14 protein-coding genes are annotated in these 19125 nt (G+C 57.9%); 11 read left to right on the plus strand and 3 right to left on the minus strand.

Annotated features, from left to right (window positions below):
- Window positions 1-184 precede the first annotated feature (184 nt).
- The 6 genes from KGB06_RS27125 (at window position 185) to KGB06_RS27150 (ending at window position 11053) form a co-directional block, all read left to right on the plus strand.
- Window positions 185-1636, plus strand: coding sequence for an alanine/glycine:cation symporter family protein (locus tag KGB06_RS27125; RefSeq protein WP_223521256.1), 1452 nt, complete (start codon window positions 185-187; stop codon window positions 1634-1636).
- 142 nt (window positions 1637-1778) lie between these two features.
- On the plus strand, window positions 1779-2783 hold the full coding sequence (locus KGB06_RS27130; RefSeq protein ID WP_223521258.1) for an asparaginase: 1005 nt from the start codon (window positions 1779-1781) through the stop codon (window positions 2781-2783).
- A 163-nt stretch (window positions 2784-2946) separates the two neighbouring features.
- Window positions 2947-3939 (plus strand): AraC family transcriptional regulator, encoded by a 993-nt coding sequence (locus tag KGB06_RS27135; protein ID WP_223521260.1) that lies wholly within the window; start codon window positions 2947-2949, stop codon window positions 3937-3939.
- A gap of 270 nt (window positions 3940-4209) precedes the next feature.
- Window positions 4210-5241: a histone deacetylase family protein gene (locus KGB06_RS27140; RefSeq protein ID WP_223521262.1), complete on the plus strand. Its 1032-nt coding sequence runs from the start codon at window positions 4210-4212 to the stop codon at window positions 5239-5241.
- Between the two features lie 12 nt (window positions 5242-5253).
- The gene (locus tag KGB06_RS27145) at window positions 5254-6354 is read left to right on the plus strand and encodes a polyamine ABC transporter substrate-binding protein (protein WP_223521264.1); all 1101 of its coding nucleotides are present in this window, start codon (window positions 5254-5256) and stop codon (window positions 6352-6354) included.
- Window positions 6355-6505: 151 nt separating this feature from the next.
- Window positions 6506-11053 (plus strand): DUF6543 domain-containing protein, encoded by a 4548-nt coding sequence (locus KGB06_RS27150; protein ID WP_223521266.1) that lies wholly within the window; start codon window positions 6506-6508, stop codon window positions 11051-11053.
- A gap of 5 nt (window positions 11054-11058) precedes the next feature.
- Here KGB06_RS27150 and KGB06_RS27155 read toward each other — a convergent pair whose 3' ends face one another.
- A complete protein-coding gene (locus KGB06_RS27155) occupies window positions 11059-12606 on the minus strand; it encodes a PLP-dependent aminotransferase family protein (protein ID WP_223521268.1) in 1548 nt (515 codons plus the stop codon).
- Window positions 12607-12696: 90 nt separating this feature from the next.
- Here KGB06_RS27155 and KGB06_RS27160 point away from each other — a divergent pair, with 90 nt between their 5' ends.
- Genes KGB06_RS27160 through KGB06_RS27170 form a run of 3 tightly spaced genes read left to right on the plus strand, consistent with a single transcriptional unit; the run spans window position 12697 to window position 14465 of the window.
- Window positions 12697-13320: an FMN-binding negative transcriptional regulator gene (locus KGB06_RS27160; RefSeq protein ID WP_223521270.1), complete on the plus strand. Its 624-nt coding sequence runs from the start codon at window positions 12697-12699 to the stop codon at window positions 13318-13320.
- 9 nt (window positions 13321-13329) lie between these two features.
- A complete protein-coding gene (locus KGB06_RS27165; RefSeq protein WP_223521272.1) occupies window positions 13330-13776 on the plus strand; it encodes a GNAT family N-acetyltransferase in 447 nt (148 codons plus the stop codon).
- Window positions 13777-13793: 17 nt separating this feature from the next.
- Window positions 13794-14465, plus strand: a complete 672-nt coding sequence (locus KGB06_RS27170) for a GNAT family N-acetyltransferase (RefSeq protein WP_223521274.1) — start codon at window positions 13794-13796, stop codon at window positions 14463-14465.
- Window positions 14466-14530: 65 nt separating this feature from the next.
- Here KGB06_RS27170 and KGB06_RS27175 read toward each other — a convergent pair whose 3' ends face one another.
- A complete protein-coding gene (locus KGB06_RS27175) occupies window positions 14531-14809 on the minus strand; it encodes a helix-turn-helix domain-containing protein (RefSeq protein ID WP_223521276.1) in 279 nt (92 codons plus the stop codon).
- Complete coding sequence (locus KGB06_RS27180; protein ID WP_223521278.1) at window positions 14806-16131, minus strand: HipA domain-containing protein; 1326 nt, start codon at window positions 16129-16131, stop codon at window positions 14806-14808. Before KGB06_RS27180 ends, KGB06_RS27175 begins: the two co-directional genes overlap by 4 nt.
- A gap of 131 nt (window positions 16132-16262) precedes the next feature.
- Between KGB06_RS27180 and KGB06_RS27185 the strand changes: the two genes are divergently transcribed.
- Both KGB06_RS27185 and KGB06_RS27190 read left to right on the plus strand, forming a co-directional pair.
- Window positions 16263-16544: a hypothetical protein gene (locus tag KGB06_RS27185; protein WP_223521280.1), complete on the plus strand. Its 282-nt coding sequence runs from the start codon at window positions 16263-16265 to the stop codon at window positions 16542-16544.
- Window positions 16545-16603: 59 nt separating this feature from the next.
- Window positions 16604-19096, plus strand: coding sequence for an autotransporter domain-containing protein (locus KGB06_RS27190; protein WP_223521282.1), 2493 nt, complete (start codon window positions 16604-16606; stop codon window positions 19094-19096).
- Window positions 19097-19125: the final 29 nt, after the last annotated feature.

The following is a 19125-nucleotide window of genomic DNA, read 5'->3' on the forward strand; positions in this document are numbered from 1 at the left end:
CTTCGCGTGAGCGGTCGTCGGTAACGAGGCCCAAACCCATGCGAAACCCGAACTAATAACAAACCTGCGAAATGGGACCGGGACGAACACGCGCCTCATCTGTTGTGCCACGCGCACTTCGGTGTAACGCGATATTTCTACCTGCCCCGCATTTGCCTAAACAAAAAACAGCGAGGAATAATCCATGCTCGAAGTCATCAACGACTTCCTCTCAGGGAAAGTACTGATCTTGCTCATTGTCGGGCTCGGAAGCTACTTCACGATCCGCTCGCGTTTCGTTCAATTGCGCCACTTTTTCCATATGTTCGCGGTGTTCCGCGACAGCCTCAAAAGCAGCGCCGGGCAACTCAGTTCGTTCCAGGCCCTGATGCTCAGCCTCGCCGGTCGCGTTGGCGCAGGTAACATCGCCGGTGTCGGCATCGCCGTGACCCTGGGTGGCCCGGGTGCAGTGTTCTGGATGTGGGTGACCGCGCTGGTCGGCATGTCCAGCAGCTTCTTCGAGTGCTCTCTCGGTCAGCTGTACAAGCGCACCGATTCCGACGGCACCTACCGTGGCGGTCCGTCCTACTACATCCAGCACGGTCTGCAGAAGCGCTGGTTGGGTATGGTCATGGCGTTCCTGTTGCTGGTGACCTTCGGTTTCGCCTTCAACGGCCTGCAAGCCCATGCCGTGACGCACTCGCTGAACAACGCATTCGGCTTCGACACCACCTATACCGGCATCGCACTGGCGGTGTTGCTGGGTATGGTGTTCATCGGCGGGATCAAACGTATTGCCAAAGTCGCCGACCTGCTGGTGCCAGTGAAAACTCTGGTGTACATCGGCGTGACCATCTATGTGATCGTGCTGCAATTCGATCAAGTACCCGGCATGTTGATGACCATCGTCAAAAGCGCTTTCGGTCTCGACCAGGCATTTGGCGGCCTGATCGGCAGCGCCATTGTCATGGGCGTGAAACGCGGCGTGTTCGCCAACGAAGCGGGCCTGGGCAGCGCGCCAAACGTGGCCGCCGTGGCTTCGGTCGAGCACCCGGTGGCACAAGGCGTGGTTCAGGCGTTCAGCGTGTTCCTCGACACTTTCGTGATCTGCACCTGTACCGCGCTGCTGATCCTGCTCTCGGGTTTCTACACCCCCGGCTTCGAAGGCGATGGCATTGCCTTGACCCAGAACTCGCTGGCCGCCGTGGTCGGTGACTGGGGCCGGATATTCATCTCCGTGGCCCTGTCGTTGTTCGTGTTCACCTCGATTCTCTACAACTACTACCTGGGCGAGAGCAACCTGCGCTTTTTGATCGGTGAAAACCGCAAGGCGCTGATGGGTTATCGTGCGCTGGTGCTGGTGTTGATCTTCTGGGGCGCCATCGAAAACCTGGGCACTGTGTTCGCCTTCGCCGACATCACCATGACGATGCTCGCGTTCGTGAACCTGATCGCGCTGTTCCTGTTGTTCAAGGTCGGCATGCGCATCCTGCGTGACTACGATGACCAGCGTGCGGCCGGAATCAAGACGCCGGTGTTTGATTCGAGCAAATTCGCCGACCTGGACCTCGACCTGAAGGCCTGGCCAGCCAACCCGCCAGCACCTGCCCCGACAGCAACAACTGAGCCGCAAGGCGTACCCGCAGCGCAACGCTGACCGGTAAACGACGGGTACACAACCTGTGGGAGCCAGCCTGCTGGCGATGACGGACTGTCAGTGACACATTAGTGTCTAACATACCGCTATCGCCGGCAAGCCGGTCTCGCTCCCACATGTCATCTCTTGCGGAGACTTCCCCATGGTTCCCAATTCCTTTCCTGCCGCCCAACACGTGATGGTGCTCTACACCGGTGGCACCATCGGCATGCAAGCCAGCGCCCACGGCCTGGCCCCGGCGTCCGGCTTCGAAGCGCGGATGCGTGAATACCTGCACAGCCAGCCTGAGCTGGTGGTGCCGCAGTGGCGTTTTCGCGAGATGTCGCCACTGATCGACAGCGCCAACATGTCCCCGGCGTATTGGCAGCAACTGCGCGAAGCCGTGGTCGACGCTGTAGATGTGCAGGGCTGCGACAGCGTGCTGATCCTGCACGGCACGGATACCCTGGCCTACAGCGCAGCGGCCATGAGTTTTCAGTTACTCGGCCTGCACGCCCGCGTGTGTTTTACCGGCTCGATGCTGCCGGCCGGCGTGACGGACAGCGATGCCTGGGAAAACCTCAGCGGTGCGCTGGTTGCCCTCGGCCATGGCCTGGCACCGGGCGTTCATCTGTACTTCCACGGCGAACTGCTGGACCCGACGCGTTGCGCGAAGGTACGCAGTTTCGGGCGTCATCCGTTCAAGCGGCTCGAGCGTCAGGGTGGCGGTGTGAAAGCCGCTTCGCTGCCGGCAGCGTTGAATTACAACCAACCGAAGCAACTGGCGAAGGTTGCGGTGCTGCCGCTGTTTCCTGGCATCAGCGCCGACATTTTGGACGGCCTGCTCGACAGCGGCATTCAAGGTCTGGTGCTGGAGTGCTACGGCAGCGGCACCGGGCCGAGCGACAATCCAGAGTTCCTCGCCAGCCTGGAACAGGCGCGGGACAAGGGTGTTGTGGTTGTAGCCGTCACCCAATGCCATGAAGGTGGCGTCGAGCTGGATGTTTACGAGGCTGGCAGTCGGTTGCGTGGTGTGGGTGTGCTTTCAGGTGGCGGCATGACCCGTGAAGCGGCGTTCGGCAAGTTGCATGGCTTACTGGGTGCCGGGCTCGACACCGCTGAAGTGCGGCGCCTTGTAGAACTCGACCTCTGCGGCGAACTTAGCTGACACACCACAACCCCCTGTAGGAGTGAGCCTGCTCGCGATAGCGGTCGCCCATCCAACATGGGTGCTGACTGATACACCGCCATCGCGAGCAGGCTCACTCCTACAGGTTCTTCGCTCGGCATATAACTTGCTGCGTTCCAGCATCCCAAGGCTGGACGCCCCCATGCTCCACTCCCACCTCACCACCCTCAACGCTGTCTCTCTGGTGCTCAACACATTCAAGGCTGAAGGCCTGTCCAGTGAGGCATTACTGGCCGGCAGCGGTATCAGCGCGGCGGACCTGAGCCGGGCGGACACGCGTATCACGACCAACCAAGAGATGCTGGTTTGCGCCAATGCGGTCGCGTTACGCCATGACATTGGCCTGGAGTTGGGCCGGCAAATGCACGTTTCGTCCTACGGCATGCTCGGGTACGCCTTACTCACCAGCGCCACTTTAGGTGACGCCTTGCAGCTGGCGCTGCACTATCCGGCGCTATTGGGAACACTGTTCGAGCTGAGCCTGGAAGAAGATAACGAACGCATCTGGCTTACCGCTGGCGACTATCGGGAAAACCCGGCGCTGGCGCCGTTCAATGTCGAATTTTGCCTGGTCTCGATGAAGGTCACCTGCGAGGACTTGCTCGGCCAACCTTTGCCGCTACTGGGCGCACGCTTCGAACACTCGGCACCGGACTATCAGGCACGCTACACCGAACGTTTCGACTGCCCCTTGCAGTTCGACGCATCGTCCAACGCCTTTGCTTTCGACAAAAGCTGGCTGGATCGGCCCCTGCCACTGGCCGACGCCATTACCCACCAGGCCATGGCCGAACGCTGCCGCAAGCAAAACACCGAGTTCACCGGGCGTCAGGCCTGGCTGGGGCGGATTCGGCAGTTGCTCAGCGCGCAATTGAATGCCGCACCGGGACTTGAAGGGTTGGCCGAGCAGATGAATTGCTCGACGCGTACGTTGCGTCGGCACCTCAAGGATTTGGGTTGCAGCTATCAGGAATTGCTCGATGAGCTGCGCTTCGAGCGGGCCAAGCAAATGCTCTGTGAAGACCAACTGCCGATCTACCGGATCGCCGAGGCGCTGGGTTTCAGCGAGACCGCCAGTTTCCGTCATGCGTTTGTGCGCTGGAGCGGCGTAGCGCCGAGCCAGTTCCGGCCTTGAGTCATTCGTTGACTGGTCCACCGCTATCGCGAGCAGGCTCACTCCTACAGGGGTTATGTGTCGTTCACAAAAAACGTGAACACTGAAGATCCCTTGTAGGAGTGAGCCTGCTCGCGATTGCGGTTTCCAGGGCACCGCGCACATCAAGGGGCGAATTTCGGTCAAAATTTTTGGCCATATCAATCCCCTTTTGGCCTTTCCTGCCGTTCTCCCAAACGCTGCCTGCCGCAAGACTGTGTTCAACCGAATCAGCCTGCGGAGAACAAGAAAATGCTGACGATCTACTCGGACGATCACCACCTGCACCACGGCCGTTGCGAATTGATAGACGGGCAACTCAAGCCCTGCTTCGAAATGCCGTCGCGTGCCGACCATGTGTTGCAACGCGTGCAAAACCAGAATCTCGGCCCGGTCGAAGCGCCGCAGGATTTCGGCCTCGACCCGATCGCACGCATCCACAGCCGTGACTACCTCGATTTCTTCAAGGGGGCATGGGCACGCTGGACCGAATTCAACACCGACGGCGACTTGCTGCCCTACACCTGGCCGACCCGGACCTTGCGTTCCATTAAACCCACCAGCCTGCACGGCCAGCTTGGCTATTACAGCTTCGACGCTGGCGCACCGATCACCGCCGGTACGTGGCAAGCGGCATACAGTGCGGCACAAGTTGCTCTCACCGCACAGGCGCAAATCCAGCGCGGCGCGCGCAGTGCCTTCGCCTTGTGCCGTCCACCGGGACATCACGCTGCCAGCGATTTGATGGGTGGTTATTGCTACCTCAACAACGCGGCCATCGCTGCTCAAGCGTTCCTTGATCAGGGCCACAAAAAGGTCGCGATCCTAGACGTCGATTATCACCACGGCAATGGCACCCAATCGATTTTCTACGAACGCTGCGACGTGCTGTTCACCTCGATTCACGGCCACCCGGAAGCAGAGTTCCCGTTCTTCCTCGGCTATGAAGACGAGCTCGGTGAAGGCCCCGGCGAAGGGTTCAACTTCAACTACCCGTTGCCCGCAGGCAGTGGCTGGGACACGTGGAGTGCAGCCCTGGATCAGGCCTGCCAAGAGATCGAAAAATACGGCGCCGACATTATCGTCGTCTCCCTGGGTGTCGATACGTTCAAGGACGATCCCATCTCGCAATTCAAGCTCGACAGCCCGGATTACCTGGCCATGGGCGAGCGTATCGCCCGCCTCGGCAAGTCGACGCTGTTCGTGATGGAAGGCGGTTACGCGGTAGAAGAAATCGGCATCAATGCCGTCAACGTTCTCGAAGGTTTTGAAAGCGCCCAATGAGGAATTAGAACAATGAACAGACTCAAGCGTTTTATCATCCCCACCCTGTGCGCCACGGTGCTCAGTGGTGCGGTTCATGCTGAAGAACGAACGTTGCGCGTCTACAACTGGTTCGACTACATCACCCCCAAAGCGCTGGAAGACTTCAAGGCTCAGAACACCCAGACCAAACTGGTCTACGACATTTTCGACACTAACGAAGCACTGGAGGCCAAGCTCCTGACCGGTAACTCCGGTTATGACGTCGTGGTGCCGTCTAATGTGTTCCTTGCCAAACAGATCGAAGCCGGCGTATTCCAGCCGGTGGATCGCAGCAAGTTGCCAAACTGGAACCACCTCGATCCGAAGCTGATGAAGCTGATCGAAGCCAACGACCCGGGCAACAAGTTCGCCGTGCCGTACATGTACGGCACCATCCTGATCGGTTTCAACCCGGACAAGGTCAAAGCCGTGCTGGGCGACAATGCGCCGGTGGACAGCTGGGATTTGATCTTCAAGGAAGAAAACATCAGCAAGCTCAAGCAGTGCGGCGTCGCCCTGCTCGACTCGCCATCGGAGATCCTGCCGCTGGCCCTGCAACACCTCGGCCTGGACCCCAACAGCAAGAAGCCGGCGGACTACGACAAGGCTGAAGCCCTGTTGATGAAGATCCGCCCGTACATCACCTACTTCCATTCTTCGAAGTACATGGCCGACATTGCCAATGGTGACATCTGTGTCGCGGTCGGTTACTCCGGCAGTTTCTCCCAGGCCGCCAATCGCGCCAAGGAAGCCAAGAACGGCGTGATCGTCGACATGCGGCTGCCCAAAGAAGGCGCGCCGATCTGGTTCGACATGCTCGCCATTCCCAAAGGCGCAAAGAACCCGGAAGACGCCTACACCTTCATCAACTACTTGCTGCAACCCCAAGTGATCGCGCCGGTCAGCGACTTCGTCGGCTACCCGAACCCGAACAAGGACGCCACGGAACTGGTCGACCCGGCGATCCGCAACAACCCCAACCTGTACCCGACCGAAACGGCGATGAGCACGCTTTACACCCTGCAACCACTGCCGCGCGATGCCGAACGTGCGCGCACGCGAGCCTGGACCAAGATCAAGTCAGGCACCTGAAAACGTGAACTGGAAGACCCGCCAATGAGCGCGGGTCTTTTTTTGCCCGCGATAACTATCTACCACCTTTTGCCTTCGACAGCCCTCTACCTTGACCCGATACCGCGCGGCCCAGTGGCCAGCGTCCTCATTCGGCACAAAGGAAATGGCCATGCCCGATACCTCGTCCACCCGCTCCGAAGATGTATTGACCCAACTGGTCACTGGCCCCTCACTCAGGGAAGTGGCGACGAACGCACTGCGCACAGCCCTCGACGCCGCGTATCCAAGCCTTGATATCGATCCGGTCCAGGCCATGGTCGTGACGCCAACCTGGACCGTCAGCGGCAACCAGGTCACGCCCGGCCTGCGCCGATTCGAGTCGCTGACCGACGCATTGGTGCGGCTCACGCTGTCGGCGCAGACCGCGACCTACATTGACGGGGAACACTTCCTGACCCTGCAACCGGGGGTAGCTCCAGCGATCCAGTTGCCCGTCAAGATCGACGACATTGGCCGATTGATCAACCAACTGATCCCGCTGCTGTTCGTTTCTTACCAGGAGCAGCAACTTGATTACTGGAACCAGCAGACAGAAGACCAAACACCACGCTGGCATCAACTCTCGGGCTCACTGCACAACCTCTGGAACATCGAGCAGGTTTCAGGCTGGGATGAGGATCAAAAGGCCATGGCACTGGCCTTGTTCAACAACCCGGATAAAGCCACCCGACAGCGCAACGACCCCTACAAATCAAGGGCCTGCCTGATCGACATCGATGAACCGGACAAGCATCTGTGGCTGCTGGACGTGGCCGTGCTGGTGGGTACGCTGGGCAAGCGCACGCTGGTGATCAGCCACTCGATCACAGAGGGCTTCAAGCATTACGACTCGTTGGAATCATTCGGTGAAACGCTGCCTGCACGTGTTGCATCCACGTCGGCTCCACGCACTTTGCGATGGCGTTTGTCTGAACCCACCGGCGATTTTTTCGACCACCAGGCCAGTGCTCTGATCGCGCTTGAAATCGCTGCCATCGGCCAGCTTCAAGACACCATCCCGAACGGTGGTCTTGCGCATCGAGCCATTACGGCGGCCGGAAACCGCAAGGACATTGACGAAGGGCGTTTCAGCCGGATCGAGCACTTGCTGCCCGACTGGCTGCTAAACGCGCAACCGGCAGACCTGACCTGCTACAGCCGACACTTGATGGACCTGGCACAGCTTCGGGAGCAACACGCGGGTAAATCTTATCTGGATGATATTCCTCCGCTCCCGGTATTTACGCTGCAAGCACTAAAAAATCAGGTGCTGAAAGATCACCCCGAGGCGACGGACGCCAGGCTCGAAACGATTGAAATGAGTATCACCAGCCCAGTGATCCTGGGCGCCATCGCCGTACCGGGCAAAACCGAAACCGTCACGATGTCGCTGATCGATCTCGCCCTGCAGAATCTGATTGCCGTACCGCTGGGTAACAAGACCGTGCGCCGCACCGACGGCAGCGCCGTTGAGTCCTGGATGACACCGGCCTACCTGGAAAAACTGGTCACAGAGGTCAACATCGGTGAAATCTATCCCACGCTGATCAAGCAAAAGCTGCTCGGTGACCCGAAGGAAACACAACGTCGGCAAAACCTGTTCGCCAGCCACCTGCGCATCCAGCTGCCACTTCAGACGCTGCAGCACAAAATTCGTGGCGAGGCAGGTATCGATAATCAGGGATACCGATACGTGCTCGCAGCGATGCAAGAAAAACCCGCCGACCGTTTTGTGGACGGCCAGGAAATCATCATTCGTGCGCTGGCGTTCATTCCCGGGGGCCGCACGGACAACAAGGCCGACGAGGTTGCCAACATGTTCGTCATCGGCCCGCGTCTCGCTGACAAGGGGCCCTGCCTGCTCTTTCGCCCGCTGCTTGATCCTCCGCTTTTGCAATACCCCCGCGAAACCAACCTGCTGTATGCAATCAAACATAACCAGACGCTTCGCCAGTCGGTGCTGGCCTGGTTGCCGGATGATGTGCGCTTCAACTACTCACAGTACGTATTTCCCGGCCAACTGCCGTCGGTCTGGACACTGTCGCAATGGCTGGTCGATCCAACGTCGGTCCTCGGCATGATGGGGGCTGTCACGCTAGCGGCCACGCCACTTGCACAACCTGCACTGGCGACCCTGTTCACCGCCAATGCCAACGCGATGATCACCCTGGCAGACCGGCAATCGGTCTCCAATGCACAAAGTCGTTGGCAGACTCTCAAGCATGGGGCGTGGATGCTGTTCAACATTGCACTGCCATTCCTGGGCAGAACGGCTGCCAGCGCGGCCTGGGTCTGGCAAATCATGAGCGACCTGGATGAAGCGAATGAAGCCAGCGAGAAAGGTGACAGTGACGATGCATGGACGGCACTGACCGACCTGTTCCTGTCATTGGGCATGGTCCTGGCCCATTACGCAGCGACGCGCCACACAACAAGCCGCGCCGTTGAAAAGGAGGCTTTGACGCTAGGGCAAAAAACCACGCCGACGCCGACAATCACCATGACCCGGTTACCCGATATCACCGCTCAACGGCTGTCAGCGAATCACAAGAGCAACTTGTACACCCATGGTGCCCTCGCGCGCACGGGCTTGGGGGCGCTGCTGGACGGGCTGGCCATTGCAAAACCTGAAGGCCTGGCAAGCCCCTCGACTGAAGCCGGCCCCCACCGCTTTTTGAGCCCGCTCAACAAACAATGGTATGCCCAAGTTGGCCAACGCTGGTTCGAAGTCATGGTCAACGACAACGAGTTCGTGCAAATCATCGATAGCCGTCAGTCTCCACCAGGGACTGGCCCCCTGCTGACCCATTCCGCATCAGGACAATGGGTCGTCGACACACGTTTGAGGTTGCGCGGCGGCGGACGAAGCCGAAAAGAATTGGTGCGGGAAAATGCACGACGCAAAGAGGAACTGCGACAGCAACTGAAGTCCTTCGATACGAACAAAGTGGCGCTGAAGACCGCTCTCGAATCCGCAGAGAAAGCGGCCGCCCCTTCTGCGCCGGGCGTCGATGATCCCAACGTTCGCAGACTGATCGAAACGCTGGATAAACAGCGGGCCGTTTATGACGTCTACATTGAACAGCTCAAAGCATTCCACGTGCTTGAGCCCATCATCAACTACCGCGCTGTCCTGGTCAGTTGCCTGGATCAACAGCTATTGCTGACGGAGATGTGGTCCCATCGGCAAAACGCTGTGTTTGGCACCTGCATGCGTCGCTCATTGGCCCTGTTTGACGGAGAGCCGAACGAAACCACTCAAACACGACGCCAGATTCATCAACAGACCAGCGACCTGGCCCAGGGATTTATCGACAAAATCGAGTTTGCCCAGGCCCGGATCGACGAGTTGAAACGACTGGGCAGAGAAGGCGCCGAAACCGCCAGGCAATACACGCAAGGACTGCCGAGCTTTGACCTGCACGACCTGAAGCTGTTTCAGATCAGCCTCGCTCAAGAACTCTGCCTGAATGACACCGGTACGGTCGCCACCGAGGCTGCCCGTCAGGCGCTGGTGACGCTCGTCGAAGATGTGGGCCTCACTATCCAGTCGTCGCTGGACCTCGCCAAGGATAATCCCCTGTCGCTACCCGAGCGGATTGAAGGATTCAGCGATCTGGTGGAGCAGTTTGCAACCATCGACCAACGTATTCTCGACTTGCCCGACGAGTACCCCGGGCAGCTGCTGCAACCATCACTGGACCTGATGCGCCAGCGTATCGAAGCGTTCAACGAGCGCGCCGTGAATCACCTGTCGGGGTTGCTGCATGAGCGCAAGACCCTCGAACCGGCTCCGGGGCCATCGCGACCGGTAATGGCCCCGCATCGCCTCATCAAAACGCGTTTCAAAGGCGCCGTCGTCGGCAAGCCGCGAACGCGCGCGAACTCCACCGACACCGATCTGGTCGACGTGACCTCCCCACTCACCGGGAAGGTAATCGCTACGTTCCATGAGAAAACACCCGGCGTCTGGGTCGAACATGTCCCTGTCAAAACGGCTGTACCCACCGCCACTCCTCCAACGCTGGCGGTCAGCCTGCAAAACGCTGAAGCCTTGCTTGCACAGCTGGAATCTTTCATCCGACGTACCGAGGCCCACTCAAAAGCCGATCGACGTATTCCGTTGGAAATCGAAGAGATGTTTCATCAACAGGCCCACCGAATGGACGCGGCGGCGGACGCTATCGAGAAAGCCCTGACCGATAACAATGCCACCGAAGGCGGTCCGGGATCGGCGGTCACCGTCAGCAAAAAACTGATCGATGGAGCGGTCGCGCTTTACAAAAAAGGCACCGATGTCCGTATCAGCATGACCAAGCGACAGCTGCCCACCGCGAGTCGTATTGAATGGCTGCACAGCAAGGGCCAGGTGACCATCCACAGGATAGGCAAACCACTACCGGAGCATCGGCGTTTGAAGGGACCGCGCAAAGACTTTCTGGATGAGTATGAGATTCGCGATCACGAAACCCGCAATGTACTTTGGTATGCGCACTTTCATTACCCGGCATCCGACACACCCAGACCGGCCTTCACTGCCGCGCACTTGAAAACCGTCGAACAACGCGGCTCCGGGGGAGCCTACGAAAGGCACGCCAGCGTGAACGCACTTCAGTCCATTGCCATTTATCGTGCTGAAATCAACCATCGACTGGCCGGTGCGTTGTTCTTCCTATAGGTATATCAGCGCCAGACTTTTTCCAGACGCCCGAGTGCGGCACTGATCGCCGCCTCGGGTACCGCCGCAAAACCAAGGACCAGCCCGGCACGCTCGTCCACCGGTGTCTGCGAGTCCGGCAACCAATAGCCGCTAAGCGCGTTGATTTCGACATCAACGCTGGCGGCTTTTTCCACCAGTTCGCGCTCGCGGGCTTGGGAGTCGACGGATACCGTCAGATGTAACCCTGCCGCGACACTCGGCAGACTGCCAATGCCGGGAATGTCTTTGGGCCATCCTGCCAGCAATGTGTTACGCCGACTCAGTGCCGCGCGCCGCATGCGACGGATATGCCGCTGAAAATGCCCGGCCGCCATGAACTCGGCCATCACCGCTTGGGTGCTCACTTCGGAATGCCGGACGTCTACTGCTCGGCGTTGAGAAAATGCCTGAACCAATGCCGGCGGTAATACCAGATAACCCAGGCGCAGGGCCGGGAAGGCGACTTTGCCAAAAGTCCCGACGTACAAAACCCGTCCCTGCCGGTCGAGTGCCGCCAACGGGGCCAATGGCGCGCCGCTGTAGCGGTATTCGCCATCGTAATCGTCCTCGACGATCCAGCCTTGGGTGCGTTCGGCCCAGGCCAGCAATTCCAGACGCCGCGCCAGGCTCATCACCACCCCGGTCGGGTATTGATGCGAGGGCGTGACATACGCCAGCCGGCAATCACTCAACCCGGCCAATTCGCCGCAATCAATGCCTTCACTGTCCACTGCCACGCCGTGCAATCGCGCACCGGCTACAGCAAACGCATGACCCGCCGCCCGATACCCCGGATTTTCAATCGCCACCCCGTCACCCGGCTCCACCAGCAACTGTGCACAAAGGCTAATCCCCTGCTGCGCGCCACTGGTGATCACTATTTGCTCAGCCGAACATTGCATGCCGCGCGAACTGCGCAAATACGCGGCAATCATTCCTCGTAGACGCTCATCACCTGCCGGATCGCCATAACACAACTGCTGCAAATCCGGTTTACGCCAGAAAGCCGCATTCAGCTTGGCCCAGATCTCGAATGGAAACAGATCAAACGCCGGAACGCCAACTCGAAATGCTCGGGGTGGCCCACTCGGCGGCAGGGCCAAATGGTTCTTTTCAACGCGCCCCAAGGCGCCGCTGTGGATAACTTCACTGGATGAAATCACAGGTAAACCCAGCCAATTTGTGGATAAGGTTGTGGGTAACCCTGTTGACAACCCTGTGGATACTTTTGTGGATAATTTTTTCGCCGGTAACGCGGTTTGAGGCAATTGCGCGACGTAAGTCCCGTCTCCGACTCGACCTTCGATAAACCCCTCGGCATAGAGCTGATCGTAGGCTCGCACCACGCTGTTGCGAGAAATCGCCAGTGCTGCCGCCAGATCGCGACTGGCCGGCAATCGCGTGCCGCTGACCAACCGCCCGTCCAGAACTCGCAGGCGCAATGCCTGATAAAGCTGACGACTCAGGCCCTGACGGCGATCAAGTTCGATACCGGCAGGGTTGAACGACAGGGAGAGTGGCGCGTCGGTCATGGCAATGGACCTATGAAATTGGTCGTTAATGGCTCTTACAACAGACCAATAGCCTGCCTAGGATGGAGACATTCGCCAAGGAATTTTTCCATGTACAACCCCAGCAGCTTTGCCAGTAAAGAGTTGAATGAACTGCACCAGCAGATCCTCGGCACCCGCCTCGCCATGGTGGTTACCCAAGGCGAACAAGGTCTGCAAGCCAGTCATCTGCCGTTGCTGTTCAAACCTGGCGAAGGTCCGAATGGCACCCTTTACGGCCACTTCGCCCGGGCCAATCCGCAATGGAAAGACTTGCAGGATGGCGCCGAAGCACTGGTGATCTTTGCCGGTGCCGATGCTTACGTCAGCCCGGGGTTTTACCCGAGCAAAGCCGAACACGGCAAAGTCGTGCCGACCTGGAACTACGTTGCGGTACACGCTTACGGTACAGCCGACGTGTTCACCGATGCCGAGCGCCTGCTCAACCTGGTCAGCGCGTTGACGGATCGTCACGAAGCCGGGCGCACCCAGCCATGGAAGGTCGCCGACGCTCCCGCCGACTACATTGACGGCATGCTCAAGGCGATTGTCGGGTTTGCCCTGCCGATCCAGCGTCTGGAAGGCAAACGCAAGCTCAGCCAGAACCGCAGCACCGCAGACATCGCCGGTGTGCGCGAAGGGCTCGCCGCCAGCCCCGATGTGCACGATCAGGCTCTCGCCCACTTGATGCGTTAAGGAATGAACATGAGTCAGATTGAAATTCGTCAGGTCAGCGCCGACGATCAAGCCGCCTGGTTGCCGCTGTGGCAAACCTACCTTCGCTTCTACAACACCGAGTTGCCTGACACGGTCACTGACAGCACCTGGCAGCGCATGCTCGACCCGACTGAACCGACGCATTCAGCGTTGGCGTGGATCGATGGCAAAGCGGTCGGCATGGTGAACTTCATCTACCACCGCTCGAACTGGAGCATCGAAAACTCCTGCTATCTTCAAGACCTGCTGGTGACACCAGAATCCCGCGGCACCGGCGTCGGCCGCAAGCTCATCGAATTCGTCTACGCCACCGCCAAAGCGGACGGTTGCGGCAAAGTCCACTGGCTAACCCACGAAACCAATGCCACCGCGATCCAGCTCTACGAGCGCATCGCCGAACGCCCCGGTTTCATCCAGTTTCGCAAAGCCCTTTAAGGTTCAAGGAGAACACCATGTCGAATTCACTCGTGGACTGGAAAGGTGCCCCGGCACCCACCGTTCAAACAATCGAAGGGCGTTTCATTCGCCTGGAAAAACTCGACCCGGTGCGTCATGGCGAGGGCTTGTTCAAGGCCTTGGAAGGCCCGGGGGCCGATCCGAAGCTCTGGGATTATTTACCTTATGGGCCTTTCCCGGAACGCAGTGCATTCAACGACTGGCTGAACAACCATGCGGCCAATAGCGACCCGTATTTTTTCAGCGTGATCGATCGTGTCAGCGGTGAGGTGCAAGGCATTCTCAGCCTGATGTCGATCGTACCGGCGCAAGGTCGCATCGAAATCGGCCATGTCACTTTCGGCGCACCGATGCAGCGTTCACCGAAAAGTACCGAGGCGATTTACCTGCTGGCCAAGGAGTCGTTTGCTCTGGGTTATCGCCGCCTGGAGTGGAAGTGCAACAACGGCAACGCCCGCTCCAAATACGCGGCCGAGCGATTGGGCTTCAGTTTTGAAGGGGTTTTCCGCCAGCACATGGTGGTCAAGGGGCAGAACCGGGATACCGCGTGGTACTCGATTCTGGATTCGGAATGGCCAGCGATTGGCGCAGGGTTTGAGCGGTGGTTGAGCGATGAGAACCAGACGGGGTCGGGGCAGGTGAAAACGCTGGTGGAGTGTCGCGGGTAAACGCCTACGGCTTTTCTTCGTACCTGTGGCGAGGACTCCCTCGCCACAAATTTTGTGCTGTTGCGTCAGCTCAAGTCGCGCCGGATCCGCACTACGCCCATCTTCAGACCAAACGGTCTGAAGACTGCATTCAGCGATTTCAGTGTTTGATTCCCTTCTCCATGTTCGATATGCACCAGCGTGCGTACTGAGATTTTGCACATTTTTGCGAATTGGGTCTGGTGCAGGCCGGTGACGTCGACTCGTAACCGGCGAACTGCTTCGCTGATCTCAAGCGTGCCTTGAGCCAGCCCCTCTTGAATACTTTCAATCAACAAAGCCCGAGCATCAATGGAAATGGTCATTTCAGCCCCCAGTTTTTCAAGCGCTGCTCAAGATTTCTCAGGGCAATCGCTGGATGATTCATGGTGACTTCAGGAAGACCGCTAGCGGTAAGAATGTCTGGCAAAGCCAATAGGTGATCAGCGTCCTTTCGTAACCCCTCATACAGGGCTTCAGGTTCTCCGATCATTGCCAAGGCATTACAGACCTCTCGCCATTTCACCTCGCCCGCTACCTCCAGGTGCTTCGGCCATTTAGTCGTGCGTGTGACCCCTTCATCGTCCATCACCATCGGAGCCAAGTCGTAAATTGGAGCGAGGCGAAAGGAGTCGGTGCCGCGAATAATTGAGGTGTTGCGACCATGGTTATCGGAGTTGCCAAGAATTTTGTTGAGCAAGTCTCTTCGCAGATAGTCGGACACCAGATCGTGGATCTGATCGACCTGCCCAGCCTGTGTCCAGAGTTGAGCCAGATGCTGGATTACCTCCAGATGGTCCATGTAACTACCGGGCACCGTCACACCCGCCAACGAGTAGATCGATTCAACCGCCAAACGCTCAACACCCTGATCTGTCACGTTGCGATCAAAGCGCTGCATCCATAGGCTTGGCTTATTCGCTTCCTCCAATGCGAGTCCATCTGCCGCAACAGTCTCGATACCTAGAGCTTGCAATGCCTTGTAATAGTGGAACTCGCTTCTGAGAATAATCTGGTCTGTCTGAGTCCCCTTGTTACGAGCAAACTTTACAAACCAATGCTGCACCACTTGATCGTCGCTTATCACAGCATCTGGATAGAGCAAGCCGTCTCGACCTTGCGACATCAGCAGTTTTGGAGCTTCTCCACCGGCCCCTGTTGCCCCACCAATTGCGGCACCCTGCTCGTAGGCGTACTCCAGAAAAGTATTATCGCGGTCGACCACTTCGTTGCGTGGAAAGCCCATTGCAACCCTTTCAACGACAGCATCAACGGATTCTTTGATACGCATATGGCCAATAGGAGCAGGTGTGCTTCGCCCCAGCAAAAACAAATCAGCGCTGATTCCTTCGGGTTTTTCTTGTCCAACTCGTGCCATGAGAAAGCGTTTGGCGGCACCCGCAGGAGCTATGTCGAGCAGGAAAGCAGGCGCTTTTTTCAGTGAAGTACTATCCCAATCCAAGGGCAACCTGGCGCTGACTGCTTTGGAGAAAGGCGATTCGATGTACTCAAAGTTATTGGCTACATAGTTTTTTTTGTAACCAAACCGGCAGGGACCTTCAAATCCCTTTTCTGGCTCAACAAAAACCAACGTCATCGCATCCAGCCATTTCCCGGACGTGTATGCCTGGAGTGTCAGTGCGTACATAAATCCACCTGCAATTAAATGCGTTAGCACATCCAAAAATGATACGTAGTTTGCAATATAGTGCAGTTGTCGGCTGACTGCGGTACCAATTTACGCATTAAAATGCATTTTTTGCGTTTTAAAACGAAAGAATGTGCATCAAATTGCACATGGGTGTAGCGCAGGCTTCATTCTGTAAAAGCCATCCGGATCGAAATGGCTTGGTTCTGGTGAGATTAGGTGTAACAGCCGCTATCACGGCTTTTTGGGCAAAGGCAGATGAGTTTCTGAGTGTGCAACCGCTGGCGGCGTCTCGATTTTTTGTAAGAAAAGGTCATCGGCTCGACGCGTTAAAAACCGCTGCACTCGAACAGTGGAAGATTTTCCACATCGAGCTATCTGACACCGCCCGCAAACCCTCCGGAACCGCCTGACATCGGTATCCAAGGCCGATATTTAGAGTTTGACCTCCATTGAAAAGAGGTCGAACCCGATGTCCATTCAGCACACATTTCGCCCACAAAACCTGGCATTGGCCATTGCGCTTGCGTTGGGTTGTACTGAGTTTACAAACGCTCAACAACTGCCAGAACAAGCAGAGCCGACGAGCCTCGTTGAGGTAACCCAGCTTCCAGAGGCTACTCCGGCGGACCCGCTTGCCCGGCTTCAAGCCTTTACAGGAGCGGCCAGCACGTTCACGTCTGAGATTGATTCGCCTCAACCCGCACTTCGGAGTGTGTCCGTGAAGCCGCAAGACCGGGATGACCTCATCATCGTCAAAAATGGCGGCAGCTTCGAAGGTCGCGTCGACGGCGGTAAAGGAACCAACGTTATCCACCTCATCGGTACCGATGGCGGTCAGTTGGGGAACACCCGTAACGTCAACAGCCTGTACGTTTCGCAAGGATCCTGGACGGCAACCAGTACAGGAGATTTCAAAGACGAAGTTGCGGTGTTCAATGACGGCATTCTGATCAATAACGGAAAAATCAAAGGCAAGGCCAGTGTGGCCGGGCAGCTTTTCAACAATGACGAGATAAAGGGAGTCGTGACGGTTGAGAATGGCGGCCAGTTTGCAGGCAAAGGCACTGTCGGCGGTCTGGAGGTTTTGGGGCAGCTCAACATTGATAGATTGCAAGGCGCCCCAAGGGTCAAAGGCAACTTGAACCTTTCCAGCACTGGTGTGCTGGCCTACGAGGTTTCCCCCGATGGCCATGGAGAGACGATCAAAGTCGACGGCACTGCCAGCCTCGGCGATGCAACACTGAAAATTGTTGCGGTACCGGGTGATCATCCGCAAAGCAGTCAGTACACAATCATCGAAGCAAAAAAGGTAAAAGGCGAGTTCGGGAAAATCGTCAACGAACTGGCATTCATGACCGCTACTCCCCATTACAAAGCAAAGACCGTCGGCCTGACCTACGCTCGAAACGATGTGCCGATCGAGAGCGTCGCAGACACCGATAACGGACGAGAAGTCGCACGGAGCCTCTTGGAGCCGATGGAAATACCGCTAGCGCTGACGCCTTCTGACAATGCGTTAACCGTCTCGCAAGCACTGAATACACCTTTAATCGCCGATACTTCCCTCTTCGTCTCTGCGCCGAAAAATACTGCTGAGCTTCCAGCGTCAGCCATCCCCCCACTGACCACCGTCCAGCCCGTTACGGCGCAAACTCCGCCGGCGGCTACCCATCCCGCTCAGAACATCGTAGAGCCGATGGAAATACCGCAAGCACCGGCGCCATCTGACAATGCATTAGCCGTTTCAGATGCACTGAATACACCGGCAAGCACCGATACTTCCCTCCCCGCCACTGCGCCGATGAATACCGCTGAAATACCATCGACAGCCGTAACCCCACTCACCACCGACAATCCCGTCGCGGCGACAACTCCAACAGCCGCTACCAGCCCCGTCACTCCCGCCCCAAAACCATCCAGCCCTACAAACGCCGCTGTCGCTGCCCTGCTCGGTAGCGACAAAACCACCGCGTCTCATGCCATTGAACAGCTGGCCGCAGGCAACAACGCCAATCTCGCGAAGGCGACGCTAAACAGCGACAGCCCCATCAGCGCAACCATGCTCTCGGCCATGCGCCAGCTCGACAGCGCAGCCGTATTTGGTAATCAGAGAAATGCACCGCATGTAGCCGCTGGCGGTGAAAACAACGGCAGGGTCTGGCTCCAGGCGCTAGGTCTCGGCGGAACACTGGATAGCGATAACGACGCCCTTAAATTCTCAACACAAGGTCTGGTTCTGGGCGCGGACTGGGGCATCGATGAGCAATGGCGTATGGGTGTGTTGGGTGGCAAATCCGAAACGCGACTGGACAGCCGCGGCCTCGACGGCGATCTCGACAGCTGGCACGTGGGCGCCTATGCCCTGCGCCAGGACGGTCCTGTGTCGCTGCGCCTCGGTGCGACTTACAGCAATCACGACGGACACACGAAACGCCGGGTTGCCTTCAAAGGTTTCAGTGATCGCCCCGAAGGCCGCTACGACGCCAACACTCAACAGGCGTTCGCGGAGGCCGGTTACAACCTGGGTCGCGCCAATGTCAGCATTGAACCGTTCGCCGGTCTTGGCTATCAACGCTATCAGCGAGACGGTTATACGGAGAAAGGCGGTGCCGCTGCGCTGAAAGTCCACAGCCAATCCCAGAACAACTTCAACAGCACCATCGGCCTGCGACTGGCGAAGCTCAACACGCTGGATAACGGCATGCAACTCACACCGAGATTCACAGCCGGCTGGAAACACACGTTTGGCGATGTCGACAGCGATACCCGCCAACGACTGGTAACAGGCGGGAAAGACTTCACTGTTTCCGGTGCGCCGCTGGATCGCGACAGCTTGCTGGTCGATGCAGGTCTGGATCTCGGTGTGTCAGCCAAACACACGTTGGGCGTCAGCCTTAACAGTGAATTCGGCACCGACAGCCGAAACCATGGCGTTACGGGTCAGTGGCGGATGACCTTCTGATCAACGACTGACAGACCGCAGACACTGTG

Origin of the sequence: Pseudomonas sp. GL-B-19 (assembly GCF_019956415.1) — a bacterium.
Lineage (GTDB): Bacteria > Pseudomonadota > Gammaproteobacteria > Pseudomonadales > Pseudomonadaceae > Aquipseudomonas.